This window comes from Maricaulis sp. (assembly GCF_048269565.1).
Lineage (GTDB): Bacteria > Pseudomonadota > Alphaproteobacteria > Caulobacterales > Maricaulaceae > Maricaulis.
Genome location: NZ_JBLXIK010000002.1, coordinates 479,558 through 503,243, shown reverse-complemented (window position 1 = coordinate 503,243; position 23,686 = coordinate 479,558). Strand labels below are relative to the sequence as shown.

The window sequence follows — 23,686 nt, the reverse complement described above, 5'->3', positions numbered from 1 at the left end:
CCAGAAGGCGTGTTCATGGGCAAGTTTATCTCCATCCGGAATTTCCTGGCAGCGACAGGGCTGGCGGCGCTGGTCACCCTGCCCGCCCTCGCCCAGACCAGTGCGGATGCCGGACCTGCCACGCCAACGCCCCAGAGCATCGCGATGGAATTGTTTGCCGGCGCCAACACTGCCTTGCGCAGCGATGATTACGAGAGCGCACGGCGCATGCTCGAGTCGGCTCTTGATCTCAAGCCGGGCCACCCCGCCATCCTGCGCGGACTTTACCGGGTGGCCGAGCAAGCCGAACGGCCGGAGGATGCGCTCGACGTGCTGGAACGCATCGCCGCGGCCGGACTTTACTATGACACAACTGGCGAGGCCGACTGGCTTGCGAGCGCCGACAGCGAACGCTTCGCCGCTATCACCCGGCAACTGGATGCCAATCTGGCTCCGGCCGGCCAGGCCGAGCGGGCCGCCCGGATCGAGCGGCCCGACGCGCTGATCGAAGGCGTCGCGGTCGATATCGAGACCGACCGGATCTTCCTGTCCTCGGTCGCCGGGCGCGAAATCCTGATGCTCGAACCTTTCGCGCCGAACACGCCGGAAGTGTTTGCCGACCGCGAGGACGGGCTGTGGTCGGTATTCGGGATCGCCGTCGATGACCGCAGCCGCATGGTCTGGGCGACGTCCGGTGTCGTGCCACAAACGCCGATGGCGGCCGACGAGGACAGCGGCACCGCCCTGTTCGCCTTCGACATGACCACGGGCGACCTCTATCGCCGTTATGAAATCGAGGGGGCCGAACGTCTTGGCGATTTCGTCGTGCGGGACGGCATTGTCTACGTTTCCGACAGTGCCGCGCCGCGCATCTATGTGCTCGACTCGCTCTCCGGACAGCTCGAATTGCTGGTCGAGGATCCGCGCTTCGTCAGCCTGCAGGGCCTCGCGCTGGCTCACGGTGCGCTTTATGTCGCCGACTATGCCATGGGGATCTGGCGGATCGATCTGGGCGATCACAGCGCCTCGCTGGTTCGGCCCGGCGATGAGAGCCTGATCGGGATTGATGGCTTCCTCAACACACGGGACGGGCGGCTGATCGCCGTGCGCAATGGCGTCTCGCCGCATCAGGTCATGGCCATAGATCTCGATGCCACGGGACGCGCTGTCGCCAATGTCGATGTCATCCTGCGTGGCCATCGCGACATGGCGGGCGATACGGAGCCGACCCTGATCGACCTGGCTGATGGCCGCGGCTGGCTGGTCGCCAATGCCGCCTGGCCGCTATTTCCAGAGGATGGGTCTGTTCCCGACGATCCGCGCCCGGCGACGGTTATCCTGCAATTCCAGCTGCCCTGACGGATCAGGCACGGGCGCGGGCGTTTGCGGGCCTAATTGTCTGCAGCGGGCTCGAAGATGGAGGCGCCACAGGTTTGCTGGATGACGACTTCGGCCGTGTGGAGCCGGTCTATGATACTGGCGACTTCGCTCTCGGGCATGCCGGCCCGGCGCATGCGATCACCGGCTTCGAGGAGCCTCTCGCCGGCTTCCAGCGCGTCAGCAATGTGTTCGAGCTGATCAAGGCCAAAGCGCGATCCCGCTTCGCGGGACAGGCACTGGCAGGCCTCATCGGGATGTCCGCGTGCGGCGCAGACGGTCGTGAGCCGGCCTGCGGCTTCACCCGGACGCTCTGCCGAAACCATGGCCGGGCCGCCGAGCACCAGGACAAGCGCAACCGTCGCCTGTTTGAACATCGCTCTGGTGCAGAGTCCCGACATGGTGCGACATAAACTCCCTCGCCTTGAAACAGGCCCGCCCGATACCGATTTCGATTCGGCCCTTACAAACTGGCCAAGACGAGTCATAATTGATGAATCCCGATCGGGAAACTGACCAAGGACAAGCTCATGAAACGCCTCCTCATCGCCCTCGCCGGACTTTCCATCCTCACAGCCTGCGCCACCCCGACGCCCTACCAGGCGGCTGCGGGTGATCAGTGGGGGTTCCAGGAAAGCCAGATCGAGTCCAACCGGTTCCGGGTGTCATTCAGTGGCAATTCACTGACCGACCGGGAAACTGTCGAGACCTATTTCCTCTACCGCGCCGCCGAGCTGACGCTGGAGCGCGGCTTCGATCATTTCATCGTCGCGCAACGCGTCACCGACGCCGAAACGCGGATTGTCGGCTCCGGCCGGGACCCGTTCTACCGGCCCGGTTTCGGCCTCCACTACCGGTATTACCATCCGCGGGCCGGCTGGTACGGGGGTGGCGATCCGTTCTGGAACGACATCAATTACCGCGAAATCACCCGCTATGAGGCCAGTGCCGAAATCGTGCTCGGCCATGGCAGCAAGCCCGATGACGCCAATGCCTTCGACGCACGCGAGGTGATGACCAATCTGGGGCCGCAGATCGTCAGGCCGGAAGCGGGCTGATGCCCGCCTCAGAAGCTGGCTGAGAGGCCGACAAGAACGGCGCGCGGTGCGCCAGGCCGCAGACCGGCCGGCTGCCGCGCGACCGCATAGGTCTCATCGGTCAGATTGCGGACCGAAAGGCGCGCCCGCACCTGGTCGGTGAAGGCATACCAGGCCGAGAAATCGGCCACGGTATGGCTTTCGATGCGCTCATCCGCCGGGATGGCGCCCTGTCCGGCCTGGGTCCGCACTTCGTCGACCCAGGACAGAGCCAGCTCACCGCCAAACCTTTCGGTCTCGATCCCGATGGCAGCGAAGACCTGTTGTTCCGGAATGTAGGGCACCAGATCGCCGGCCAGCACCATGCTCCAGGGCTCATAGCCCGAGTTGAACGCGGTCTGGAACTCGGCCTCGGTCCAGGTGTAGGCGGCGCGTAAGGGCACGGAGAATCCGAACCCGAACGCCGGGCCGAGATCGACATCGCCGGTCAGCTCCAGCCCGCGCACATCGACCTTGCCACCGTCAAACTGGTCACCGACCGTGCAGCCGCCGCCGGTTGAATTGGTGCAGCTGCCGATCAGGTTTTCATAACCGTTGAAGAAGCCAATCGCCTCGACCTGCCAGTTCTCGCGACCGTAGCGGGCGCCGACTTCCCAATTGGTCGCGTCTTCCGCTTCCTGCGTCGTCGAGCCAGGTGCCGGCGGTGCGAAGCCGCGGTGGACACCGGCAAACACCGAGAGGTGGGCATCAATGTCATGGCGCAGCCCGATGCCGGGGATCAGGGCTTCAACCGTATTGGTCCGGATGGCTAGATTGGCGCCGGTCCGGTCCGGGTCCAGCTTGCCGAAATCCTCCCGCCGCAACTCGACGCGCTCATAGCGCAGGCCCGGAGTCAGCATCCAGTTGCCGAAACTGATCTCGTCCTGGACGAAGACAGCAAGGGCTTCAGCGCTCTCGATCCGGTTCGAATCCGAGCCCGGGACATCGACGCTGGTCTGGACCATCTCGCCGTCATCCATCCGGAAGCGTTCAACCCATTGATAGCGATCCATTTCGTCCCGGTGCGCACGGACACCGATCCGCCAGGCATGGTCGGCCCGGGCCATGGTCATGTCACCGGCGAGCTCGAACTGGACGCCCTGTGCCGCGTAGTCGCGATTATTGTGTTTGACCCGCAGTGCATCATCAGCGGAGACGAAGCCACTGGCGCCGAGCACGGTCTCGAAGGCGTCGGCATGGGTGGTGGGGTCGTCGAGCAGGGCCGCGATGGAAACCGAACCGGCGGCGCCGGCACCATCGGGGTCAACGCTGTCGAGCTTGAACCAGTCGCGTGAGAATTCGGTCGAATAGGCGACGGCTGAAAAGACCAGCCCGTTCTCCAGCTCGCCGCGATAGCGCAGCGAGAGTTCCGAATGCTGCGCGTCCATCGCGTCCATCTGGCTGCCGGCATAGCGGCGGAACGGATCGGCGGCGAAATCGGCTTCGGTGAGGCCGAGATAGGTTTCGTTGGACAGCTCGTCTGAATACTGGCCCTTCAGTTCGAACATGTGGGCGATACCGCCCGCGTCGAATTCGAAGCGCAACTTGCCGACATAGTCCTCGATTTCATAGCCGGTCGAGGCGTCCTCGAAGCCATCAATCGTCTTGAAGCCGTCGGCGCTGTCGAGATAGGCTTCCAGCAGGCCGCCAACGCGAAGACCGGTGCCGGCCTGGCTCATGCCGCCGGCAAAGCCATGCCCGCGCAGGATACCTTCATCGCCGGCCCATACACCGATCTGGCCCGAAAACTCATCCGGGACTGGTGTCGAGAGCAGGTTCAGCGAACCGCCCTGGGTGCGCGGTCCATAGCGCACGCCTGCCGCACCCTTGATCACCTCGACCCCCGCCATACGGCCGGCATGGGGGAAATAATAAGCCGCCGGGGCAGCATAGGGAGCCGGCGAAATCAGGACGCCATCCTCCATCAGGGTGATCTTTTCGGAGCGGTCGAGGCCCGTGCCGCGCATGCCGATATTCGGGCGCAGGCCGTAGCCATCCTCTTCCTGGATATTCACGCCGGCGACGGTGCGCAGCAGACGGGTGATGTCGGGATAGTCGTGGACCGCGAGATCGTCGGCATCAAGAAGTGCCGCCGAGCCTGGCACCGAATTCGGGTCGCCGCCAAGACCGATCACCGCGATGACATCGGCGTGGCTGGCCGCCTGCGCCGCTTCCTGCGCCCAGACGGGCATGGAAATCGCGACCAGAGCGGTCGCAGAGAGAAGCGTACGGCGCATGGAAACCCCCGGATCATGCATTGCGAATGAGCCGCAATTACAGAGCGGCCCCGGAAAAGTCCAGCATTATTGCGAGTGAGTTGCACACTCTGTCGCAGCTCTGCGCAACAAAAAGGGCCGGGGGATCATCCCGGCCCTTGCTGGCAACGTCGGGTGCGCTGGCTATTTCGGGGGCATGCGCGCGCCGGCATCGAGGCGGACGCATTCGGCATTGATATAGTCATTGGTGACCATGAAGGCGACGAGATCGGCGTATTCGGCCGGGGTGCCAAAGCGCTGCGGGAATTGCAGGTGAGAGGCGAGGCTGACTTTCACTTCCGGCGGCATTTGCTGATAGATCGGCGTCTCGAAGAAGCCCGGCAGAATGGTGTTGACGCGAATGCCCTCACGCGCCAGATCGCGCGCCATCGGCAGGGTCATGCCATAAATGCCGCCCTTGGAGGCTGAATAGGCCACCTGGCCGATCTGACCGTCCTGGGCTGCGACGGATGCGGTATTGATGATCACGCCGCGGCCGGAACCGCCATTGGGGTCGATCGCCATCATGCCGGCCGCCGATTTGGCAGCACAGATGAAGGACCCGATCAGATTGATCGAGATCACCTTCGAGAAACCGGCAAAGCTGTGCGCGGAAACCTCGCCGGTCGAGGAGGAGCGGCGCGCCGTCTTCTCGGCCCAGCCAATGCCGGCACAATTGACGAAAATGCGTTCCTGGCCATGAGCGGCGCGCGCCTTGGCGAAACCGGCATCAACGCTGGCTTCGTCGGCGACATTGACCTGGCAAAACACGCCGCCGATTTCCTTCGCGACCATTTCGCCACGTTCGGCATTCATGTCGAAAATGGCGACCTTGGCACCATCAGCAGCCAGACGGCGGGCCGAGCCTTCACCAAGACCGGAAGCGCCGCCGGTGACAATGGCAGCAATAGACGCGTCAATTTTCATCGGTTCAATCCTTCGCATGGACGGGCACATCGCCCGTCAAACTCTGTGTTGTGGCGTAACGAAAAGGCGCTGCCTTCGCAAGCGGGGCAGCGCCGAGTTTCAGGGGAATATAACCAGAGCAGGCAGTTTAGCGGATCTGGACCTTCGTCGCCTTGGCGAGGCCGGGCGAGCGCGGGACGGTGATTTCCAGGACGCCATTGTTGTATTTGGCATCGACCTTGGAATCCGCCGCATCGGCGGGCAGTGAGAAAGCGCGCTGGAATTGGCCATAGCGGCGCTCGCTATGGCGGATATTGTCGCGCGTCTCGTCGAGCTCACTGCGCTTTTCGCCCGATACGACCAGCATGCCGTCCTGGACGGAAACGTCGATATCGTCCTTGTCCATGCCGGGCAATTCGGCCGTGAAGGTGTAGGCGCTGTCGGATTCGCTGAAATCCATGGCCGGGGCTGCCCAGCCATTCGCACCGATGCGGGGCCATTCAAGGCCCGCGATCGGCGCGCCGCGCCAGACCCGCTGCATCAGATTATCCATGTCCTCCCGCAAGCTCGCCAGAGGATCTGTGCGGCGCACGGCCACCGCTTTTTCCCCGCTCTTCGGGGCAGTCTGCACATCTGTCATGACACTCACTCCCTACTGGTTGAACACGGCGCTCGATATACACACAAATTCTGTATGGTTGAATGCGGCAATTGTGCGCAGCCCATCGTCTTGCCGCCTTCACCTCCGTTCCGGCAGGTGATAGAGCGGACCTCAGATTCGCCCGCTTGCCTGGAGACACGCCACATGTCCGGTGCCTATGCCCTTCTTCTTCATGGCGGTGCCGGTGTGCTCGCCGACCACGGCTATCCCGACCAGATCGTCCACATGCGCAAGCTGGCCGAACTCGGCAAGGCCATGCTCGAATCCGGCGAAAGCGCACTCGATACCGTCACGGAAATCGTCCGCCAGCTGGAGGCCTCGGGCCTCTATGTGGCGGGCAAGGGGGCCTCACCCAACAAGGCCGGCCGCTATGAGCTCGATGCCGCCATCATGACCGGCATTGACCGCAAGGCTGGCGCTGTGGCGGCACTCACCGGCTTCGTCAGCCCGGTCCATGCAGCGCGCGCCGTCATGGAAACCACCCCGCATGTCATGCTGGCCGGCCGCGGTGCCGATGCCTTCGCGATGCAGCAGGGTCTCGAATGCGTCGACAGCGTCAATGATTACTACACCCCCGCCGCCGCGCCCGATGACCGGGCCATGGCGACCGGGACGGTTGGCTGTGTCGCGCTCGACCGCGCCGGGCACCTGGTCGCCGCAACCTCGACCGGCGGCACGCTGAACAAGATGGAAGGCCGCATTGGCGATTGCCCGGTGATCGGATCGGGAACCTGGGCCGATGACCGCGTCGCGGTCTCCTGCACCGGCCAGGGCGAATATTTCCTGCGCACCGCCACAGCCAAGGATGTGGCCGCGCGCATGGCCTATGGCGGCGCCGATCTGGCGACGGCCTGCCAGGCAGCGATTGATGATGTCGGGGCGCTGGGCGGCGAGGGCGGGCTGATCGCCGTCGACCGGCATGGCCATATCGCCCAGCCCTTCAACTCGCCGGGCATGAAGCGCGCCGTGGTGCATGCAGACGGACAGATCACCGTCGATATCAACTAGCGCCTGCAGGCGTTCTCCCGGTTAAATTTGCGGTCATGCCGCAAATCTTAGCGCGGGCTTAACCCTCGCCATCATACCGCCATCTGCATGCGCTTTTTATCGTGTGGTCTTTTGTGAGGTGTATTGCCGTGACGTTCCGACTTTGTCTGACTGCTCTCGTTTTCGCCCTCGGGCTGGCTGCGCCTGCGATGGCGCAGGGCGAGCCCGAATTTCGTGGCGAGTATGGCGACTGGCGCGTTTTCACACGCAATGGTGATGACGGGCTGGTCTGCTACACGCTGAGCCGGCCCCGCGATGCAACCCCGCTCGCCCATGCCCATGGCAATGTCTATTTCCTCGTCTCCTCCTGGCAGTCCGGCGCGGTCGAGGAGCAGCCCAGCCTGCTGGTCGGCTATGATTTGCGCCCCAACAGCCCGCCGCAAATCCGGGTCGGGTCCAGCCGCTTTGACCTGTTCGCAGACGGCCAGGAAGGCTTTCTCGACAATCTGGATGATGAGCCCTCGCTGATCCGGGAAATGCGCCGCGGCGCGACCATGCGTGTCACCGGCACTACGGTCGACGGCATTGCCACCGCCTATGAATTCTCGCTCAGCGGCGTCACGGCTGCCCTGCAACGGGTCTCCAGCCTCTGCGGCTAGACCTCGCGGCATCAGACGCGATTAGGCCGGGCCGCGCTTTTGTGATATTGCGCGCCGCTCCCGCCCCCTTGGACGACCGTTTCGATCATGAGCCATGCGCTGAACATCGCTGCTTCCCAGACCAATGCCCCGCGCATCGACGACACCACGCCGCGTGCCCTGCCCTCGCTGGCGGGCATGGGCCGGGCGCAATTGCGCGAAGCCGCGATCGCCTGTGGCGTCGAGGAGCGCAAGGCCAAGATGCGCGCCAACCAGTTGTTCGGCTGGATCTATCACTATGGCAGCACGTCCTTCGACGAGATGACGAATATCGACAAGGAGACGCGGGCACGCCTTGCGGCGCATTACACGCTCGACCGGCCACGCATCCTGGAACGCCTCGTCTCCACCGACGGCACGCGCAAATACCTGATCGAGCTGTCGCCCGGCGTCGAGTGCGAAACCGTCTTCATCCCCGATGTCGCCCGCTCCGGGGCGCTGTGCGTCTCCAGCCAGGTCGGCTGCACCCTCAATTGCACCTTCTGCCATACCGGCACCCAGGCGCTGGTGCGCAATCTGACCGCTGCAGAAATCGTCGCCCAGGTGATGATCGCGCGTGATGACCTCGCCGAATGGCCGAGCTCCAACGCCGACCGCAAAGTGACCAATATCGTCTTCATGGGCATGGGCGAGCCCTTGTATAATCTCGACAATGTCTCGGATTCGATCGACACGATCTCCGATCCCGAAGGCATGGCGATCGGCCGTCGCCGCATCACAGTCTCGACCTCCGGCGTGGTGCCGAAAATCTCCGAACTCGGCACCCGCACCAACACCATGCTGGCGATCTCGCTGCACGCCACCAATGACGCCCTGCGCGACGAGCTGGTGCCGCTGAACAAGAAATATCCGCTCAAAATGCTGATGGACGCGATCCGCGCCTATCCGGGGCTGAACAATTCACGCCGCATCACCTTCGAATACGTGATGCTGAAGGGCGTCAATGACAGCCTCGCCGAGGCGCGCGCCCTGGTGAAACTGCTCAAGGGCGTGCCGGCCAAGATCAATCTCATCCCCTTCAATCCCTGGCCCGACAGCCCCTATGAATGCTCGGACCCGGCCCAGATCACCGCCTTCGCCGACCTGGTCAACAAGGCCGGTTATGCCTCGCCGATCCGTACCCCGCGCGGCCGCGATATCTTCGCCGCCTGCGGGCAATTGCGCTCGGAAAGCAAGAAGGTGAAGGCGAGCGTATTGAAGAAACAGCGGCTGGAAGCCCAAGCGGCCGCAGGCGAATGACCGCCGCCATCCTCTATCACTGGCGTCTCAAGCCCGGCCGCGAGGCGGAGTTCCGCGCTGCCTGGGCCGAGGGCACGCGCCTGATCCATCAGCGCTGCAACTCCTATGGCGCCCGCCTGCACGAGGGCGAAAACGGCGAGTTCTGGTCCTATGCGCTGTGGCCGTCAGAAGCGATGCGCCAAGCCTGTTTTGCCGATCATGACTGGTTTTCCCGGGACTGCTTCAAGACCATGCAGGCCTGTATCGAAGAGCGTTTCGACGAGATCCGCCTCACCCTCACCGATGATGCCCTGACGATACCCTATCCACGCCTCGAGCCCGTGCTGTTGACCACGGAGCGCCTGTTATTGCGCCCCATGACGTTTGAGGATTGCGAGGCCTTCCTGCCGGCGCTGACCGATCCGGAGACGATGAAATACTGGTCACGCGGTCCGCTGGCCGGCATCGAGGCGGTACGCGATTATCTCGGCTGGAATATCCGCGGCGACGGCGTGGAGACCTTCGTGATCACGCTGAAGGACGCCCCCGAGGATGCGCTCGGCTGGGTCGTGTTGATGGATCGCAAGAACAATGCGGCCGAGACCGGTTATATGATGCGCCCCGACCGGCACGGTCATGGCTATGCCCGCGAGGCGACGGCGGCGGTGGTCGAGCACGGCTTCGCGACGCGCGGCCTGCGCCGTATCTATGCCGACACCGATCCGGACAATACCGCCTCGATCAAACTGCTCGAGGCGATCGGCTTCCAGCTTGAGGGCCATTTGCGCGCCGCCTGGGAAACCCATATCGGCGTGCGCGACAGCCTGATCTTCAGTCGCATCAGCCTCTAGGGCCGGATCAGCCTTCAGCAGGGTGTGCGCAACGGCCACAAGGCTTCCTTAACCACAATCATGGTCTGAAGGTTCATCTGGTATGGATCCGAAACCGTGCGCACACACTTTACTGCCCTTCGCCGCTACCTGCCCGCCATCGCCGTCAGCCTGGCCGTGATCGGCGCGCCGCTCCTGTCCGCGTTTGAACCTGTGCGCGGCGATGAGGCTGCGGCCATCTTCCCGCCGGGCTGGACGCATGCCGATGTCATGCTCGCCACCGCGGAGGCAGACCTGTCCTTCGTCCGCTTCGGCGCCTTCGCAAATATCGGCATTGTGCAGATTGTCGACGACACCTCCCTGACGGCGCTGCGCCACGCCGGTGCCCTGCTCCTGCTACCGCCCGGCGCACTGGGCGGTTGCCTGTTGCCACGCGACGCCTCCGACCCCTTTGCCTCCCCCTCGACCAGCATCGGAATTCCGACATGAACCGTCTTGATCAACTCAGGGCCCAGGCCCAGTCAGCGCTGACCCTCGTCATCTGTGCCGGTGCCCTGCTCTACCCACTCGCGGCCTTCTTCCTGGCCACCGACCGGCTGATCCCCGGCACAATCCTGCTGGCGGCCGTTGCCGGCGCCGCAGTCTTCGCCTGGAAGACCGATCCGAACTCGACGGCCTCACGCATCACCACCGGCGCAGCCCTGATCGCCTTCCCGGCGACGCTCGTCTACATGATGAGCGGCTCGGCCTGGCAGATCGACATGCACATGATGTTCTTTGCCTGCCTCGCCGCCACCGCCGTCCTGCTCGACTGGCGCGTGATCGTCGCGGCCGCAGGCGTGACCGCTGTCCACCACCTTTCGCTCAACTTCATCCTGCCCTGGGCGATCTTCCCGGATGGCTCGAGCTTCCTGCGCGTCCTGTTTCACGCCATCATCGTGATCGGCCAGAGCGGCACCCTGATCTGGATGACGGCACAGGCCGCCAAGGCCCTGACCGATGCCGAGACCAGCACCCGCGAGGCCAATCTGGCCCAGCAATCGGCTGCCGAAAGCGCCGCCGCAGAACAATCGGCCAAAACGGATACCGAAACCCGCCGCGCCTCGATTTCCAGCCTCGCAGCCGATTTCCAGAACGCCCTGCGCACGGTCGCCAGTGGCGTTTCCGGTGCGGCCGGCCAGGTGGATTCCCTGGCCCGCCAGCTGCAGACCGATGCCGGCGCCACCCGTGACGGTGCCCGCAGTGCCACCGAACGGGCCGGCCTGACCAATTCGAATGTCCAGTCTGTCGCCGCGGCAGCGCAGGAATTGTCCGCCTCGATCTCGGAAGTTTCCCGCATCCTGGAAAACTCCGACAATGTCTCCGAACGCGCCGCCGCGGAAGCCGTCGGGGCCGGGCGCTCGATCGATGACCTGCAGGCCGCCGCCAAGGAAATCGAGGACATCATGCAACTGGTCGCGGCCGTTGCCGAACAGACCAATCTGCTCGCCCTCAACGCCACCATCGAAGCGGCGCGCGCCGGTGAGGCCGGCAAGGGCTTCGCCGTCGTCGCCTCGGAAGTGAAGGCACTGGCCGAACAGACCTCGCGCGCCTCCAGCGACATTGCCGGACGGATCGAGGCGATGCGCGGCGCCTCGGGCGGAGCCGCCAGTTCGCTGGGCAAGATTGCCGAGACGATTGAAGAGCTGCGCGCCTCGTCAAACAGCGTTCGCGGCGCCTTCACCGAGCAAAGCAGCGCCACGCGGGAAATCGCCGAGCTGGCCGAACGCGCCGCCAGCGAGACCTCCGAAGTCACGCGGGAAATGGACAATGTGAACGGCGCCGCCGGCCGCACCAGCACCGCCGCCGAGGAATTCATGGTGGCGTCCTCGGAACTCAACCAGTCGGCGACCCAGCTCGACGCCGAACTCAACGCCTTCAAGGCCGCGCTCGACGCCGCCTGATCGCCAATCGCGATTGTCTCAATAAAACGGGCGGTGCCGATCTGGCGCCGCCCGTTATTGATTCAGCTGCCGCAGCGCCTCAGGACGGCTTGCGGAAACGGTAGACGAAGCGATCCGTGTGCCGCCGGATATCCGGCGCGAAGACGCTGCCGGTGCGGTCATCGGCCGGATTGGCCAGCATGTCGCTGTCACCATCGAGCTCGAAACCGGCCGCCGTCACCTCATCGCGCACCAGCTCGGCGTCAATGCGGTGGGTATCGTTGACGAAGGTCACGCCCGACCCGGCCGGCGCATGATGATCGATCACGATATAGACGCCGCCCGGGCGCAGCGCGTTGAAGATCGCCTGGTTCATCGCCGCACGATCCGTGCCCGAATACGCGGTGTCATGATAGAAAAGCACCATGAAAACCGCATCCAGTGGCGCGTCGATCGCCGCGTCGAAACCTTCCAGCGGTCCGACCACATGGCTCATATTGCTGCGGGAATCCGCCAGCTCACCCAGCGCCGCATTGGCGTCGGCAAATTGCTCGGCCAACCAGCCCGGATTGAAGGCATGGACATGGCCCTCATCGCCGACAGCGGTCGACAGCACGCGGGCATAATAGCCGCCGCCGGGAACAATATCGGCGACCTGCCAGCCATGCTCGAGACCGGCAAAGGCCAGCACTTCGGCCGGGTGCCGCGCGACATCGAGCAAGCGGTCTTCCTCGGGGCGCGAGGCATCGGCGAGCGCCGCCTCGATCGCCGCCGGCATCGGGTCAGCCGCGCGGGCCGCAGCAGGCTCAACCGGAGCGGCCCCGGCCATGGCGTCGGCGGCGGCCGCGGCCATGGCGTCGGCGGCGGCCGCGGTGTCTGTTTCACTCGCCGGCGTACAGGCTGCCAGCGCAAGCGCTGCAGCGGAAAGGCACAAGAGAAGGCGCATGATGATGTCCCCGACAATAATCCCCGTATCATGGGCAATCATCATCTGCATGCGGCGGCGCAAGGCCAATCAATTCGCTGTGAGACCCTGATCGACCCTCAAAGATTCAAGCCTTTACAGTTGAGAAGGGTTTTTCTGGCATTGAATGGCGCGTGTCCGGAGCCTGATTCCTTCCGTGACCTTGGGGAGATTGAATCATGCACTTCATGCTCGCGATCGCGACAATCATGGCCGTTGGCGCCGCGCTCATTTACCGGGCAGAAAGCCGCCGCGAAGACTGATCCGGCCGCACTGCTTGCAGCCACTTGCACTTCGCGTCCGGGGCCGTTTATCTCGGCAATCCAATCCCGCCGCGAAGGGCCTTGCCATGCTGCTCCATCACGCCACCTGGCCTGAAGTCGAAACCTATCTGAAGCGCTGCAAGGGCATCGTGATTCCGATCGGCTCGACCGAACAGCACGGCCCCAACGGCCTGGTGGGCACGGATTCGATCTGCCCGGAAGTGATCGCCACCGAAGCGGGCGCCGAGGCCGGCTTTCTGGTCGGGCCGACCTTCAATGTCGGCATCGCCCAGCACCATCTCGGCTTTCCCGGCTCGATGACATTGCGCCCCTCGACCATGATCGCCGTCATCAATGACTGGACCGAGAGCCTGTTGCGCCACGGTTTCAAGCGGATCTATTTCTTCAATGGCCATGGCGGCAATATCACCACGATCAGCGCCGCCTTCGCCGAATTCTACGCGCAATGGTCGCTCGACGCCGAACCCTGCCCGGCGCGGCTGATGCAGCGCAACTGGTGGGAATTGCCCGGCGTGATGGAGACCTGCAAACAGCTGTTTCCGGTCGGCGAGGGCTCGCACGCCACCGCTTCGGAAGTCTCGGTGACGCAATACGCCCTGCCGCAGGCGATCAAATCCGTTGAGATGAGCCCGAAAATCGCACCCTCGGGCAATTTTGCCGACGCCGCCGATTATCGCGCCAAATTCCCCGATGGCCGTATCGGCTCGGATCCCTCGCAGGCGACACCGGAAAAGGGCGCGCAGATCGTCGCCGTGGCCAAGCAGGCCCTGATCGCCGATGTCGAGGCCTTCTTCAACCTCAAGACCGCCGCCGCGGCCGCCCCATAGGCAGCCAACGGCGGCGCGTTGAAATCAGCGGCCCTATTCGGCCAGGGCGGCGATGAATTGCGCCTCGATCTTGTCGGTCGATTGATTCACGACATCGCGTTCGCGCTCGATCAGATGCTTCTTCAGCGCGTCGGAATAATAGGGCCGGGCCTCGCCGAGCACATGCGCCGGGGCCAGCAGCACCAGCCGGTCAAACGCGCCCTTCTCGGCGGCCTGGTTGAGGCGGGCAATCGCTGACTGCACGAAATTATGCTTGGCCTGGCTGTGCCCGTCAGTGTGTTCCACCGCGGCGTGGGCGCCGCTGGCCTTGATCACCCGGCCGGGGCGGTCGGAACTGTGATCATGGGCAGGCGGATTGTCGAGTTCGTCCTGATCCACGAGTTTCAGATTGGGCTGGTCGTCAAAGCCCTCATTGCGCCAGATCAGCGCCTTGCCGCCATCCAGCGCCGCGACCCAGGTAACCGCATCGATCGGTGTGCTCACAGGAAGTCTCCCTCAGTTGCTTTAACTGACAGACTGGGCACGAAGCGGGCCGGGGTGCAAGCGCGGGCCCCGATGCATATTGTCGCGACCGGGGCCGCAACGCGCCGCCCGTCCCGACACAAAACATTCATTTCACGGACCTTGCCCGCCTCCGCTATAGCGGCGTTGAAACCTCGCCCCCGGAGTGCCCCGAAATGAAAGTCCTGCTCGCGATCCCCGCCCTGATCCTGCTCGCTGCCTGTTCGCAGCCGGAGGCGGCGCCGGTCTATGATGCCGACCATCTCGCCAGTTCGGACGCCTGTTTCGCAGACGACCGCGCCGCCCTGCTCGAGCCGGGCCAGACCCTGATCGAACGCGGCCCCGACGGCGCCGTGCGCATCGCCCACGCCCTCGGCGGCGAACGCGCCAGCTATGAGTTCTTCGTCAGCCAGATGACGGACGCACCGCGCCAGGCCCTCGATGCCGCCGCCGCCGACTTCTACCGCGCCGCCGGCCAGCAACACGATGTCACCACCGACGCCGTGATCTATCACCGCGCCACCGACGGCACCTTCTGCGCCGTGGTCCGGGATGAGGCCACCGGCCGCGCGCTGGTCGATGCAGCCGCGGCGATTCCGGCCGGCGAGTAGCGGCGCGAGGCCCCCGCGCTCCGCGTCATCCGCCACTCTTTGATTTCCCCCGGAGGAGCGCAGCGAAGGCCGGAGGAATATGGGATTGTGAGCTTTGAGCAACCTGGCCCCGCCGGGCCACAGCCCGCCCTGAAAACCATGCCTGCATCCGGCCAGAGAGGAGTTGAGCGGTCAAGTGGGAACCCGCGAAGCGGCGCGACGCGCCCTTGACCGCTCAACTCCTCTCTGGCGCCCTGCTTGGCAAGGGTTTCAGGGATCGCTCTGCCCGGCGCGGGCACACCGTCACACTCAATCAAACAAACCCAACTCGTGCCATCCCTGCCGGATGCCCGGACGCGTCAGCGATCCGGGCGCAGAGCCGGGATGACAACAAAAATGGATTGAAGTTGAATGATTTAGGGCCACACGGCCGCCACCACTAAACCACCCTTACCTCGCCCCCGACCACCTCAACCCCAACCCCCGTCAGGCCATAGCCCGCAGCCGGTCCACCGACACAAACACCATCGCTGGCGCCAAAACTCGCCCCGTGCACCGGACAGACGATGAATTGGCCCTCGTGCAGCATCACCTTGCCGCCGGGCAGGTTGAGGGGGCGCTGGGCGTGGGGGCAGGTGTTGAGGAAGGCGGTGACGGTGTCGCCGCGGCGGACCAGGATGACGGCGCCGTCATTCCAGCTCGAGGCACGGGCGCCGGGGTCGGGCAGGTCGCCCAGGCGGCCGAGGACGGTGCCGGGTTTCGGCAAACCGCTCATGGAGCGAGATCGGCCGGCGGGTTGAACACCCATTTATAGGGCGCGGCCTCAACCGATTGGAACAGGCCGGCGATGGCATAGGGATCGGTGGCCAGCCAGGCATCGAGCGCGGTGCGATCCGCCATCTCGACGATCAGGAGCGAGCCGGCCGGCTTGTCGTCACTGCCGAGCCAGGGACCGGCGGCCTTGATGGCGGCGCCGGCGGCGGTCAGCCAGTCGAGGTGGGCCGGGCGGTTGGCGAGGCGGATATCGAGCGCGCCGGGTTTGTCGGTAGCGTGGACCATGAAGAGCATCAGGCGGATTCCAGCGTGAAGGGACGGGCGAGCAGGGTTTCGATGGCGTTTTCGACGCTGGTGCGGCCGGCGAGAATATCGTCAACGGCCTCGCAGATCGGCATCTCGACGCCCTCTCGTTTCGCCAGCGCAACGACTGCCGGCGCACTGGCCACACCTTCGGTGACCGAGCGGCGGCTGCCGAGAATATCGTCCAGATGCACGCCGCGCCCCAGCGCCAGGCCGCAGGACATATTGCGCGATTGCGGCGAGGAACAGGTCAACACCAGATCGCCCAGCCCGCACAGTCCGGCGAGGGTTTCCCGTTTCGCGCCCAGCGCCAGCGCCAGCCGCGTCATCTCGGCAAAGCCGCGCGAGATCAGCGCCGCATGCGCCGACTTGCCCAGCCCGCGTCCTTCGACAATGCCGCAACCGATCGCCAGCACATTCTTCACCGCGCCGCCGATTTCCGCGCCGATGAGGTCGGTCGCGAGATAGGGGCGGAACCGCGTCGTGCCGAGCGCCTCGATCAGGGCCGCGCCGGTTGTCTCGTCCTTGCAGGCCAGGGTCACAGCCGTCGGCAGGCCCTGGGCGGTATCGATGGCAAAGCTCGGACCCGACAGGACGGCGGGGATGGCGGAGGGAATGGTCTCGGCCAGCACCTGGGTCATCATCGACAGGCTCGATTGCTCAATCCCCTTGGCGCACAGGATGATCGGCAGGCCGCGCTTGGCGAAGGGGGCGAATTTTTCCAGCGTCGCGCGCAAATGCTGCGCCGGTGCCACGGCCAGAACCGCGTCGCAGACATCGAGATCGGCCATCGCGGTGACGGCAGCGATATTCGGCTCCAGCGCCACGCCGGGCAGAAAGATCCTGTTCTCGTGCTGGTTATTGATCACATCGGCGACGTCCTGTTCGAAGGACCAGAGCAAGACATCGCGGCCGGCCTTGGCCGCCGTCTGTGCCAGCGCCGTGCCCCAGGCACCGGCCCCGATTACGCCAATCGTCTGAAAATCCGTCACGCCTTTGGTCCTTTTCGTCCCGAGCCGATCACAGGGTCCAATCTGGCCGAGAGTGCGTCCAAAGGCCAGCGCGCCCGTGCGGGCGCATCGAGTCCGTCGATTTCACCGCGCGCGAGATGCTCCAGACCGGCCAGGGCGATCATCGCGGCATTGTCGGTGCACCAGCGCATCGGCGGTGCGACCAGACGGAAACCTTCCTCGCGCGCCGCGCTCTCCAGCAGACGGCGCACGGTCTGATTCGCAGCGACACCCCCGGCGACAATGAAGGGTAGCGGGCGTGCAAGGGAAGGATGATCAGAGGCAAATTCGCGCATCGCCCGGCGCGAGCGTGTCGCCAGGGTCTGCGCGATCGCCGTCTGCACCGAGGCGGCAAGGTCGGCGCGGTCCTGATCGTTCGGATTGTCGAACCCGTCCCAGATCTGACGTGCCGCCGTCTTGAGGCCGGCAAAGGAAAAATCGCAGCCGGGACGGCCCTTAAGCGGGTTGGGCAGGTCGAAGCGTTTGGCATTACCATTGGCCGCACAGCGCTCCAGCGCCGGCCCGCCGGGAAAGCCCAGCCCCATCACTTTGGCGGTCTTGTCGAACGCCTCACCGGCGGCATCGTCCAGCGTCGATCCCATCCGCCGGTAGACGCCGAAATCTTCCACACAGATCAATTGCGTATGCCCGCCGGAGACGAGCAGGAGCAAATACGGGAAGTCCAGAGTCTCGCTCAGGCGCGGCGACAGCGCATGACCTTCAAGATGATTGACCGCGATCAGGGGTTTGCCCGAGCCGAGCGCCAGCCCCTTGGCCGTCATCAGCGCCGCCATCACGCCGCCGATCAGCCCCGGCCCCGACGTCGCCGCGATGCCGTCAATTTGCGCCAGGGTCAGCCCGGCCTGCTGCAGGGCCTGCTCGGCCAGCCCCGACATCGCCTCGGCATGGGCGCGCGCCGCAATCTCGGGCACGACGCCGCCATAGGGGGCGTGGGCCTCGGTCTGGCCGAGGATGAGATCGGACAGGACCTCGATCTCGCCTGTGGCTGATCGGCGCAGCACGGCCGCTGCGGTCTCGTCACAGCTCGATTCAAGCCCGAGCACGGTCAGCGTGCCGTCTTGCGCTAAGGGGGATGGCGAGGCTAAGTCCATGGCTGTTCGATAACCTTACCGCCGGGATCCCGCAACGTGCCGCTACCGTCCAAACCCATGCCCATCGCCACCCGGCGCTCTCCGCTCGCCCTTGTCCAGGCCCGCGACGTCCAGGCCAGGCTGGCGCGCCTGCACGGCGTCGAGGATGGCCAGCGCGATATCGTGTTCCCGATCCTCGGCCTGGTCAGCACCGGCGACCAGATCCAGGACCGCGCCCTGATCGAGGCGGGCGGCAAGGGCCTGTTCACCAAGGAGATCGACGAGGCCCTGTTCGAGCGCCGCGCCGCCTTTGCCGTACATTCGATGAAGGATGTGCAGACCGAATTGCCCGACGGGCTTGAGCTCGGTGCCATCCTGGAACGCGAGGACCCGCGCGACATGCTGCTGGCGCGCGGCGGCGAAACGCGGCTGGCCGATCTGCCAGAAGGCGTGGTGATCGGCACCGCCAGCCTGCGGCGCCAGGCCCAGGCGCTATACCAGCGGCCCGATCTGAAAGTCGTGGTGCTGCGCGGCAATGTCGATACCCGTCTCGGACGTCTCGCCTCCGGTGAGGTCTACGCCACTTTCCTCGCCCGCGCCGGCCTCAACCGGCTCGGCCGCGACGAAGCCAAAGCCGAACCGCTGGCGCTGTCGGAAATGCTCCCCGCCGCGGCCCAGGGCGCGGTCGGCGTGGCGATTCGCGATGATGACGAGCGCGCCCGCGAACTGTTGATGGCACTCAACCACCGCGCAACCGAGCTCGCCATCCTGGCCGAACGCGCCTTCCTGGCAAGGCTTGACGGCTCTTGCCGCACCCCGATCGCGGCCCATGTGAATATCGAATCAATGGACTTCAGCGGCGAAGTTTTGACTCCTGATGGCCAGCTCCGTTGGCGGGAACAGATGCGATTCGACATGAAGACAGCCACCAGAACCAGCGCCATAGCCGCAGGCCAGCAAATGGGCCAGACGGTCAGGGATGCGGCCGGCGATCAGCTCGCGGCCGTGCTTGCCGGCGCATGACAGTTCTGGTCACACGTGGCTGGCCCGGCGCCGAACGCACCGCAAAGGGGCTGCGCGAGCGCGGCATCGACCCGATCATCGCGCCGGTGCTCGACATCAATTTCCGCGCCCGCATCGATGTTGACCTCACAGATGTCCAGGCCCTCGTCTTCACCAGCGGCAATGGCGTTCGCGCCTGGGGGCCGCGGCGACCCGAGCGCGACCTGCCGGTCTTCGCCGTCGGCGGCAATACGGCCTCGGACGCCCGTCAGGCCGGTTTTCGCAAGGTCCATTCAGCCGATGGCGATGTGAAGGATCTGGCCAGTCTCATCAAGCGCAAACTGAAACCGGAAAACGGCGCCATCCTGCATGTGCGCGGCATCCAGATTGCCGGCAATCTGTCCGGTGAGCTCAAGGCGGCGGGGTTCAAGGTACGCGAGGCGATCGGCTATGGCGCCGTTGCGGTCGACGCCCTGCGCGAAGACGCCATCGCCGCCATTCTCTGCGGTGCTCCGGTGGCGGTCCTGATTCATTCGGGGCGCGGTGCGAAGACCTTTCTCGAACTGGCGCGAAAATTCGGACTGCAGCCCTGGCTGAAATCGGTGACGGCCTATGGCATCAGCGCCAATGCCTTGAAGCCACTGGAAAACGCAGGCCTTGCCGCGCTGGTCCCGGCGCCGCAACCCAATGAGGATGCACTGCTCGACCTGCTGGTTCATCCCATGGAACTGGCGCCGCTGGGCAACGCATCATAAGGTGCGGCAAACCTAGCTGAATCGCGTGCAGAGATGGCCGATCCCAACCCAGATACAGACCCCGAACCGGTTGATGCCGAGTTTGAACCCGCCAGCGATTTGCCGGAAGCGGACAGCCCGCGCGCCGGCCGCAAGGGCGTTGGCGGCGCGACAGTGGCGATCCTGTTCCTGATTGCGACGCTCGCCGGGGGCGGCCTCGGCTTTGCCGGCGCCCGCTATCTTCCAGCCGAAAACACGGTCGATACCGGCGCGGCCAATGAGCGCGCAGCCCTGGTTGAGGCCATCACCACACTGGAGACCCGCCTGGCATCGCTGGAGGGCGAAGCGCCTGCATTGACGGTTGAGGCCGCGCTGGCCGAACCTGTTGCCGCAATCACGGCCCGCCTTGATGCGCTCGAGGCCGCGACGCCCGCACCGGGCCCCGCACCGGACCTGACCGCAGTTGAAGCCCGCATTGCGGCGCTGGAGACCGCTGCACCAACCGAGAATACCGCCGCCGCCGAAGCATGGACGACCCGGCTCGACGCGATCGAAGCGGAACTCGCCACCATCGCGACACTCGCCCGCGAGGCCGGCGACACGGCAGCCCAGGGCGCGCAGGCCGCGACAGACCCCATGCTGCTGCAAAACCTGTCTGAACGGATCGCCGCCCTGGAGACGGCACAGGATCTCGGCGCAACGCCGGGCGAGCCGGTCGCCGATCCCCGGATAGATGATCTCGCCAGGCGGATCGACCAGCTCGAAACCGCGCTCGCCGAGACCCGCGCCCTGGCCGAAGCCGCTGCGACCACTGCAGCAAGCCCCGCACCGGACACCGGCCAGGCTTCGCGCCAGCTCGCCGCCCGCGCCCTGGCGCTGAGCGCGCTTCGCGACATCGCCGGCACCCATGAAGGTTTCGAGGCCGAACGCGCCGCCCTGGCGCAGCTCTGGCGCGGCAATGCCGATCTGGCGGCGATGGCCAGCTATGCCCGCGCCGGCGTGCCGACCCTGGAAGACCTCACTGCCGATTATCCCGGCGACGCAATCCGCGACGCGGCGGGACCGGGCCGGATATTCTTCGGCCTGATCGAAGTGCGCCAGGCCGATCCGGGCACCAGCGAGACCGGCGCCATGGCGATCTCGGCCCTGGCGGAAAACCGCCTCGCCCAGCGCGATCTTGAAGGCGCTGTTGCCCTGACCGAACGGCTGGACGAGACGGCGCTGCCCGCCGCGCGCGACTGGCTGATCGGCGCCCAGGCGCGGCTCGATCTCGACCGGCGTCTGGTCTCCCTGCGTCAGGCCCTGACCGACGCGGCCGCTGCCCAGGGGGAGGATCCGTCATGATTCGCCTGATTATTGCCGTTGCCGTCGCGCTGCTGACGGCGGCGCTGGGGGCCTTCCTCGCGCTCAATCCCGGTCATGCCAGTTTCGAGTTTCTCGGCACCCAGATGGAGATGCCCTTCGTCGTCGCCGCCGGCGCGATCATCTTCTTCTCCTTCGTGATGCTGGTGCTGTGGTGGGGCATCTACATGTTGTGGACCTCGCCGGACAAGGTGAAGACCTTCCTGTCGCGCCGCCGCCGCGAGCAAGGCTATGATGCACTCGAACGCGCGCTGATCGCTTCGGCCGCCGGCGATGGCGAGGCCGCTGTGCGCCAGGCCGCGCGTGCCGATGCCCTGCTCGACAGGCCGGCCCTGTCGCGCCTGCTCGCCGCGCGTGCCGCCGAAGCGGCCGGCAATCCGGAACGCGCCGAAACCCAGTATGAAGCCCTGCTGGAAGACCCGCGCACCCGCGTCGTCGCCCGCCGCGGCCTGACCCAGCTGGCGCATGATCGCGGCGATCTGGAAGCCACCGCCGAACACGCCGCCGACGCTTTTGACAAGGCCAAGGGCGCGCGCTGGGCCTTCGATGCGCTGTTCGAGGCGCAAGTCGCCCAGGGTCGCTGGGACGCGGCACTGGAAACGCTCGGCGAGGGCGACCGGCGCAAGCACATCGCGCCCAATATCTCCAAGCGCCGGCGCGCCGTCTTGCTGACAGCCTCCGCGCTCGGCTGCGAAGCGAGTGATGCCGACCGTGCCCGCGATCTCGCCGAAGCGGCCTGCCGTGCGGCACCCGGCTTTGCCCCCGCCGCCAATCTCGCCTCGCGCCTGCTGACCTCGGCGCGCCGGTACAAGAAGGCGTCCGACGTGCTGGAGGCCTGCTGGACGCTGGCGCCTCACCCCGCCATTGCCCGCGCCTATCGGGAGCTGCGCAAGTCCGATACCCGGGCCAAACGGCTGGAGCGCCTCAAGGGGCTGGCAGCGCTGCAGCCGGAGCATCGCGAAAGCAAGCTGGTGCTGATCGATGTCGCGCTGGAAGACAATGACGCCGCCACCGCACGCACCCTGATCGCGCCCCTGATCGACGACGGCACGCCGAGCTCGCGTCTGTGTGCGCTGGCCGCCCGGCTGGCCCGGCTCGAGGGCGAGGACGAGCAGGCCCGCCGCTGGATGGCGCGCGCGGCCCACGCCTCGACCGAGGCCGACTGGTCAGACATGGACCCGGACGGCAACGCCTTCCCCTATACCGGCGATGACTGGAAGCGGATGGTCTATATCTATGGGGATGAAGGCCGGCTGATCCATCCCCGCTATGAGCGCTATGAGCGCAATGCCGAGGCCGTGCCGGAGACGGCGCTGCTGGTGGAAGCCCCGCACCGGCGCGGCGCAACGGGCGGACCGAAGGCCGCGCCGGCCTATTTCGAAGCTCCGCGCCCGCCGGACGACCCGGGCGTGGATGATGATGGCGAGGATTCGGGGCGGGCCGCGTGACGCAGACGCCCTTCCTCCTGGCCGTTGTCGGCGGCTCGGCCTCGGGCAAGACCCGCCTCGCCCAAGCCCTGGCGGATCATTTCGCCGCGCATGACGCCTATGTCATCCCCGAGGATGATTACTATGTCGACGCCGGCAACCAGCCCGGTTTTTCGGCGTCAGAGTTCAATTTCGACGAGCCAGCCGCCAAGGACCATGACCTCTTGGCCGACCATCTCGCCGCCCTGCGTCAGGGCCGGATGGTCGAGGCACCGCAATACGATTTCACCACCCATTGCCGCTGCGGTGCCACGGTCGCCCGCGCCCCGGCCGCCGTCATGATCGTCGAGGGCCTGCATCTTCTGGCCAGCCCGCAACTGGCGGCGCAATTTGACCTCACGATTTTCGTCGATGCCTGCGACACCACCCGCCTGACCCGGCGCATCCAGCGCGATGTCGCCGAGCGCGGCCGCACCGAGGCCTTCGCCCGACAGCAATTCGAGCAGATTGTGCGGCCGATGCACGATCTGTATGTCGAGCCCCAGCGCGAGGCGGCCGATCTGGTCGTCGAGAATATGGGCGCACCCGATTTCGACGCCCTGGCGCGGCCGGTGGTGGAACGCGTCGCCCTGGCGCCGCAGCCGCTGCTGAAGCGCTGATCCGGCTCAATCCGGCCATGCGCAGGCCGCGCTGACGAAGGGCTTGCCCGCTTGCCCGTTCAAAGCTAGTTTCCGCCGCCTCCTGCCAGACAACCGGCCGGACGCCACAAGGTAAGCCGCATTAGCTCAGCTGGTAGAGCAACGCATTCGTAATGCGTAGGTCGGGTGTTCGAGTCACCCATGCGGCACCATTTCCTTTCGTCACAGAGTCCCAGAAGACTTCCTGCCGATCCACAACCCACTGAAAAA

At 65.5% G+C, this 23,686-nt stretch carries 25 protein-coding genes and 1 tRNA gene; 16 read left to right on the top strand and 10 right to left on the bottom strand.

Translation table 11 applies throughout. The features are described from left to right. Positions 1-15: 15 nt before the first annotated feature. Positions 16-1,338, top strand: a complete 1,323-nt coding sequence (locus ACN0YL_RS05950) for a tetratricopeptide repeat protein (protein ID WP_417490374.1) — start codon at positions 16-18, stop codon at positions 1,336-1,338. Positions 1,339-1,370: 32 nt separating this feature from the next. Here ACN0YL_RS05950 and ACN0YL_RS05945 read toward each other — a convergent pair whose 3' ends face one another. Next, positions 1,371-1,757, bottom strand: a complete 387-nt coding sequence (locus ACN0YL_RS05945) for a hypothetical protein (RefSeq protein WP_417490373.1) — start codon at positions 1,755-1,757, stop codon at positions 1,371-1,373. Between the two features lie 129 nt (positions 1,758-1,886). Here ACN0YL_RS05945 and ACN0YL_RS05940 point away from each other — a divergent pair, with 129 nt between their 5' ends. Then, the gene (locus ACN0YL_RS05940) at positions 1,887-2,414 is read left to right on the top strand and encodes a CC0125/CC1285 family lipoprotein (protein WP_417490372.1); all 528 of its coding nucleotides are present in this window, start codon (positions 1,887-1,889) and stop codon (positions 2,412-2,414) included. A gap of 8 nt (positions 2,415-2,422) precedes the next feature. Here the strand turns inward: ACN0YL_RS05940 and ACN0YL_RS05935 are convergent, their stop codons facing one another. The 3 genes from ACN0YL_RS05935 to ACN0YL_RS05925 form a co-directional block, all read right to left on the bottom strand. After that, positions 2,423-4,669 (bottom strand): TonB-dependent receptor family protein, encoded by a 2,247-nt coding sequence (locus ACN0YL_RS05935; RefSeq protein ID WP_417497340.1) that lies wholly within the window; start codon positions 4,667-4,669, stop codon positions 2,423-2,425. A gap of 162 nt (positions 4,670-4,831) precedes the next feature. Continuing rightward, positions 4,832-5,614 (bottom strand): SDR family NAD(P)-dependent oxidoreductase, encoded by a 783-nt coding sequence (locus tag ACN0YL_RS05930; RefSeq protein ID WP_417467766.1) that lies wholly within the window; start codon positions 5,612-5,614, stop codon positions 4,832-4,834. A gap of 127 nt (positions 5,615-5,741) precedes the next feature. Next, positions 5,742-6,146, bottom strand: a complete 405-nt coding sequence (locus tag ACN0YL_RS05925; RefSeq protein ID WP_417490370.1) for an Hsp20/alpha crystallin family protein — start codon at positions 6,144-6,146, stop codon at positions 5,742-5,744. Positions 6,147-6,398: 252 nt separating this feature from the next. On the opposite strand from ACN0YL_RS05925, the gene ACN0YL_RS05920 reads away from it, so the two are divergent. The 6 genes from ACN0YL_RS05920 (at position 6,399) to ACN0YL_RS05895 (ending at position 11,930) form a co-directional block, all read left to right on the top strand. Further along, the gene (locus ACN0YL_RS05920; RefSeq protein ID WP_417467767.1) at positions 6,399-7,262 is read left to right on the top strand and encodes an isoaspartyl peptidase/L-asparaginase family protein; all 864 of its coding nucleotides are present in this window, start codon (positions 6,399-6,401) and stop codon (positions 7,260-7,262) included. Positions 7,263-7,390: 128 nt separating this feature from the next. Further along, positions 7,391-7,900 carry a hypothetical protein gene (locus ACN0YL_RS05915; protein ID WP_417467769.1) on the top strand — a complete coding sequence of 170 codons (510 nt, stop codon included), beginning with the start codon at positions 7,391-7,393 and terminating at the stop codon, positions 7,898-7,900. 87 nt (positions 7,901-7,987) lie between these two features. Continuing rightward, complete coding sequence (gene rlmN, locus ACN0YL_RS05910; protein ID WP_417490369.1) at positions 7,988-9,178, top strand: 23S rRNA (adenine(2503)-C(2))-methyltransferase RlmN; 1,191 nt, start codon at positions 7,988-7,990, stop codon at positions 9,176-9,178. Next, on the top strand, positions 9,175-10,008 hold the full coding sequence (locus tag ACN0YL_RS05905) for a GNAT family N-acetyltransferase (RefSeq protein ID WP_417490368.1): 834 nt from the start codon (positions 9,175-9,177) through the stop codon (positions 10,006-10,008). Before rlmN ends, ACN0YL_RS05905 begins: the two co-directional genes overlap by 4 nt. 96 nt (positions 10,009-10,104) lie before the next feature. After that, positions 10,105-10,476, top strand: coding sequence for a hypothetical protein (locus ACN0YL_RS05900; protein ID WP_417490367.1), 372 nt, complete (start codon positions 10,105-10,107; stop codon positions 10,474-10,476). Continuing rightward, positions 10,473-11,930, top strand: coding sequence for a methyl-accepting chemotaxis protein (locus ACN0YL_RS05895; RefSeq protein ID WP_417497339.1), 1,458 nt, complete (start codon positions 10,473-10,475; stop codon positions 11,928-11,930). Before ACN0YL_RS05900 ends, ACN0YL_RS05895 begins: the two co-directional genes overlap by 4 nt. A gap of 79 nt (positions 11,931-12,009) precedes the next feature. Here the strand turns inward: ACN0YL_RS05895 and ACN0YL_RS05890 are convergent, their stop codons facing one another. After that, a complete protein-coding gene (locus ACN0YL_RS05890; protein ID WP_417497338.1) occupies positions 12,010-12,906 on the bottom strand; it encodes a class I SAM-dependent methyltransferase in 897 nt (298 codons plus the stop codon). A 316-nt stretch (positions 12,907-13,222) separates the two neighbouring features. Here ACN0YL_RS05890 and ACN0YL_RS05885 point away from each other — a divergent pair, with 316 nt between their 5' ends. Beyond that, the gene (locus ACN0YL_RS05885) at positions 13,223-13,984 is read left to right on the top strand and encodes a creatininase family protein (RefSeq protein WP_417497337.1); all 762 of its coding nucleotides are present in this window, start codon (positions 13,223-13,225) and stop codon (positions 13,982-13,984) included. 33 nt (positions 13,985-14,017) lie between these two features. Here ACN0YL_RS05885 and ACN0YL_RS05880 read toward each other — a convergent pair whose 3' ends face one another. Then, on the bottom strand, positions 14,018-14,467 hold the full coding sequence (locus ACN0YL_RS05880; RefSeq protein WP_417497336.1) for a host attachment protein: 450 nt from the start codon (positions 14,465-14,467) through the stop codon (positions 14,018-14,020). Between the two features lie 194 nt (positions 14,468-14,661). On the opposite strand from ACN0YL_RS05880, the gene ACN0YL_RS05875 reads away from it, so the two are divergent. Beyond that, positions 14,662-15,096 (top strand): hypothetical protein, encoded by a 435-nt coding sequence (locus ACN0YL_RS05875; protein ID WP_417497335.1) that lies wholly within the window; start codon positions 14,662-14,664, stop codon positions 15,094-15,096. 418 nt (positions 15,097-15,514) lie between these two features. Here the strand turns inward: ACN0YL_RS05875 and ACN0YL_RS05870 are convergent, their stop codons facing one another. The 4 genes from ACN0YL_RS05870 to tsaD are packed head-to-tail and all read right to left on the bottom strand — an operon-like array spanning position 15,515 to position 18,274. Next, positions 15,515-15,850: a Rieske (2Fe-2S) protein gene (locus ACN0YL_RS05870; protein WP_417497334.1), complete on the bottom strand. Its 336-nt coding sequence runs from the start codon at positions 15,848-15,850 to the stop codon at positions 15,515-15,517. Then, positions 15,847-16,134, bottom strand: coding sequence for a YciI family protein (locus ACN0YL_RS05865; RefSeq protein WP_417497333.1), 288 nt, complete (start codon positions 16,132-16,134; stop codon positions 15,847-15,849). Before ACN0YL_RS05865 ends, ACN0YL_RS05870 begins: the two co-directional genes overlap by 4 nt. An 8-nt stretch (positions 16,135-16,142) precedes the next feature. Next, a complete protein-coding gene (locus tag ACN0YL_RS05860) occupies positions 16,143-17,144 on the bottom strand; it encodes an NAD(P)H-dependent glycerol-3-phosphate dehydrogenase (RefSeq protein WP_417497332.1) in 1,002 nt (333 codons plus the stop codon). Further along, positions 17,141-18,274: a tRNA (adenosine(37)-N6)-threonylcarbamoyltransferase complex transferase subunit TsaD gene (gene tsaD / locus ACN0YL_RS05855; protein WP_417497331.1), complete on the bottom strand. Its 1,134-nt coding sequence runs from the start codon at positions 18,272-18,274 to the stop codon at positions 17,141-17,143. Before tsaD ends, ACN0YL_RS05860 begins: the two co-directional genes overlap by 4 nt. 57 nt (positions 18,275-18,331) lie before the next feature. Between tsaD and hemC the strand changes: the two genes are divergently transcribed. From hemC to ACN0YL_RS05825, 6 genes are all read left to right on the top strand, one after another. After that, complete coding sequence (gene hemC / locus ACN0YL_RS05850) at positions 18,332-19,276, top strand: hydroxymethylbilane synthase (protein WP_417497330.1); 945 nt, start codon at positions 18,332-18,334, stop codon at positions 19,274-19,276. After that, positions 19,273-20,010 (top strand): uroporphyrinogen-III synthase, encoded by a 738-nt coding sequence (locus tag ACN0YL_RS05845; RefSeq protein ID WP_417490356.1) that lies wholly within the window; start codon positions 19,273-19,275, stop codon positions 20,008-20,010. Before hemC ends, ACN0YL_RS05845 begins: the two co-directional genes overlap by 4 nt. Positions 20,011-20,043: 33 nt before the next feature. Next, positions 20,044-21,333: a hypothetical protein gene (locus ACN0YL_RS05840; RefSeq protein ID WP_417497329.1), complete on the top strand. Its 1,290-nt coding sequence runs from the start codon at positions 20,044-20,046 to the stop codon at positions 21,331-21,333. After that, positions 21,330-22,799: a heme biosynthesis protein HemY gene (locus ACN0YL_RS05835; protein WP_417497328.1), complete on the top strand. Its 1,470-nt coding sequence runs from the start codon at positions 21,330-21,332 to the stop codon at positions 22,797-22,799. The genes ACN0YL_RS05840 and ACN0YL_RS05835 overlap by 4 nt, the downstream gene beginning before the upstream one ends. Beyond that, positions 22,796-23,437 (top strand): uridine kinase, encoded by a 642-nt coding sequence (udk, locus tag ACN0YL_RS05830; protein WP_417490353.1) that lies wholly within the window; start codon positions 22,796-22,798, stop codon positions 23,435-23,437. The genes ACN0YL_RS05835 and udk overlap by 4 nt, the downstream gene beginning before the upstream one ends. Positions 23,438-23,552: 115 nt before the next feature. After that, positions 23,553-23,628 (top strand) — tRNA-Thr (locus ACN0YL_RS05825). Positions 23,629-23,686 lie beyond the last annotated feature (58 nt).

Excerpts from the sequence above, each read along its gene's own strand:
- ACN0YL_RS05835 (WP_417497328.1), top strand. The coding sequence starts at position 21,330 with ATGATTCGCCTGATTATTGCCGTTGCCGTCGCGCTGCTGACGGCGGCG.
- hemC (WP_417497330.1), top strand. The coding sequence starts at position 18,332 with ATGCCCATCGCCACCCGGCGCTCTCCGCTCGCCCTTGTCCAGGCCCGC.
- ACN0YL_RS05840 (WP_417497329.1), top strand. The coding sequence starts at position 20,044 with ATGGCCGATCCCAACCCAGATACAGACCCCGAACCGGTTGATGCCGAG.
- ACN0YL_RS05945 (WP_417490373.1), bottom strand. The coding sequence starts at position 1,757 with ATGTCGGGACTCTGCACCAGAGCGATGTTCAAACAGGCGACGGTTGCG.
- ACN0YL_RS05865 (WP_417497333.1), bottom strand. The coding sequence starts at position 16,134 with ATGGTCCACGCTACCGACAAACCCGGCGCGCTCGATATCCGCCTCGCC.
- ACN0YL_RS05885 (WP_417497337.1), top strand. The coding sequence starts at position 13,223 with ATGCTGCTCCATCACGCCACCTGGCCTGAAGTCGAAACCTATCTGAAG.
- ACN0YL_RS05920 (WP_417467767.1), top strand. The coding sequence starts at position 6,399 with ATGTCCGGTGCCTATGCCCTTCTTCTTCATGGCGGTGCCGGTGTGCTC.
- ACN0YL_RS05930 (WP_417467766.1), bottom strand. The coding sequence starts at position 5,614 with ATGAAAATTGACGCGTCTATTGCTGCCATTGTCACCGGCGGCGCTTCC.
- ACN0YL_RS05940 (WP_417490372.1), top strand. The coding sequence starts at position 1,887 with ATGAAACGCCTCCTCATCGCCCTCGCCGGACTTTCCATCCTCACAGCC.
- ACN0YL_RS05875 (WP_417497335.1), top strand. The coding sequence starts at position 14,662 with ATGAAAGTCCTGCTCGCGATCCCCGCCCTGATCCTGCTCGCTGCCTGT.
- ACN0YL_RS05895 (WP_417497339.1), top strand. The coding sequence starts at position 10,473 with ATGAACCGTCTTGATCAACTCAGGGCCCAGGCCCAGTCAGCGCTGACC.
- ACN0YL_RS05890 (WP_417497338.1), bottom strand. The coding sequence starts at position 12,906 with ATGCAGATGATGATTGCCCATGATACGGGGATTATTGTCGGGGACATC.
- ACN0YL_RS05950 (WP_417490374.1), top strand. The coding sequence starts at position 16 with ATGGGCAAGTTTATCTCCATCCGGAATTTCCTGGCAGCGACAGGGCTG.
- ACN0YL_RS05845 (WP_417490356.1), top strand. The coding sequence starts at position 19,273 with ATGACAGTTCTGGTCACACGTGGCTGGCCCGGCGCCGAACGCACCGCA.
- ACN0YL_RS05935 (WP_417497340.1), bottom strand. The coding sequence starts at position 4,669 with ATGCGCCGTACGCTTCTCTCTGCGACCGCTCTGGTCGCGATTTCCATG.
- rlmN (WP_417490369.1), top strand. The coding sequence starts at position 7,988 with ATGAGCCATGCGCTGAACATCGCTGCTTCCCAGACCAATGCCCCGCGC.
- tsaD (WP_417497331.1), bottom strand. The coding sequence starts at position 18,274 with ATGGACTTAGCCTCGCCATCCCCCTTAGCGCAAGACGGCACGCTGACC.
- ACN0YL_RS05905 (WP_417490368.1), top strand. The coding sequence starts at position 9,175 with ATGACCGCCGCCATCCTCTATCACTGGCGTCTCAAGCCCGGCCGCGAG.
- ACN0YL_RS05870 (WP_417497334.1), bottom strand. The coding sequence starts at position 15,850 with ATGAGCGGTTTGCCGAAACCCGGCACCGTCCTCGGCCGCCTGGGCGAC.
- ACN0YL_RS05925 (WP_417490370.1), bottom strand. The coding sequence starts at position 6,146 with ATGGATAATCTGATGCAGCGGGTCTGGCGCGGCGCGCCGATCGCGGGC.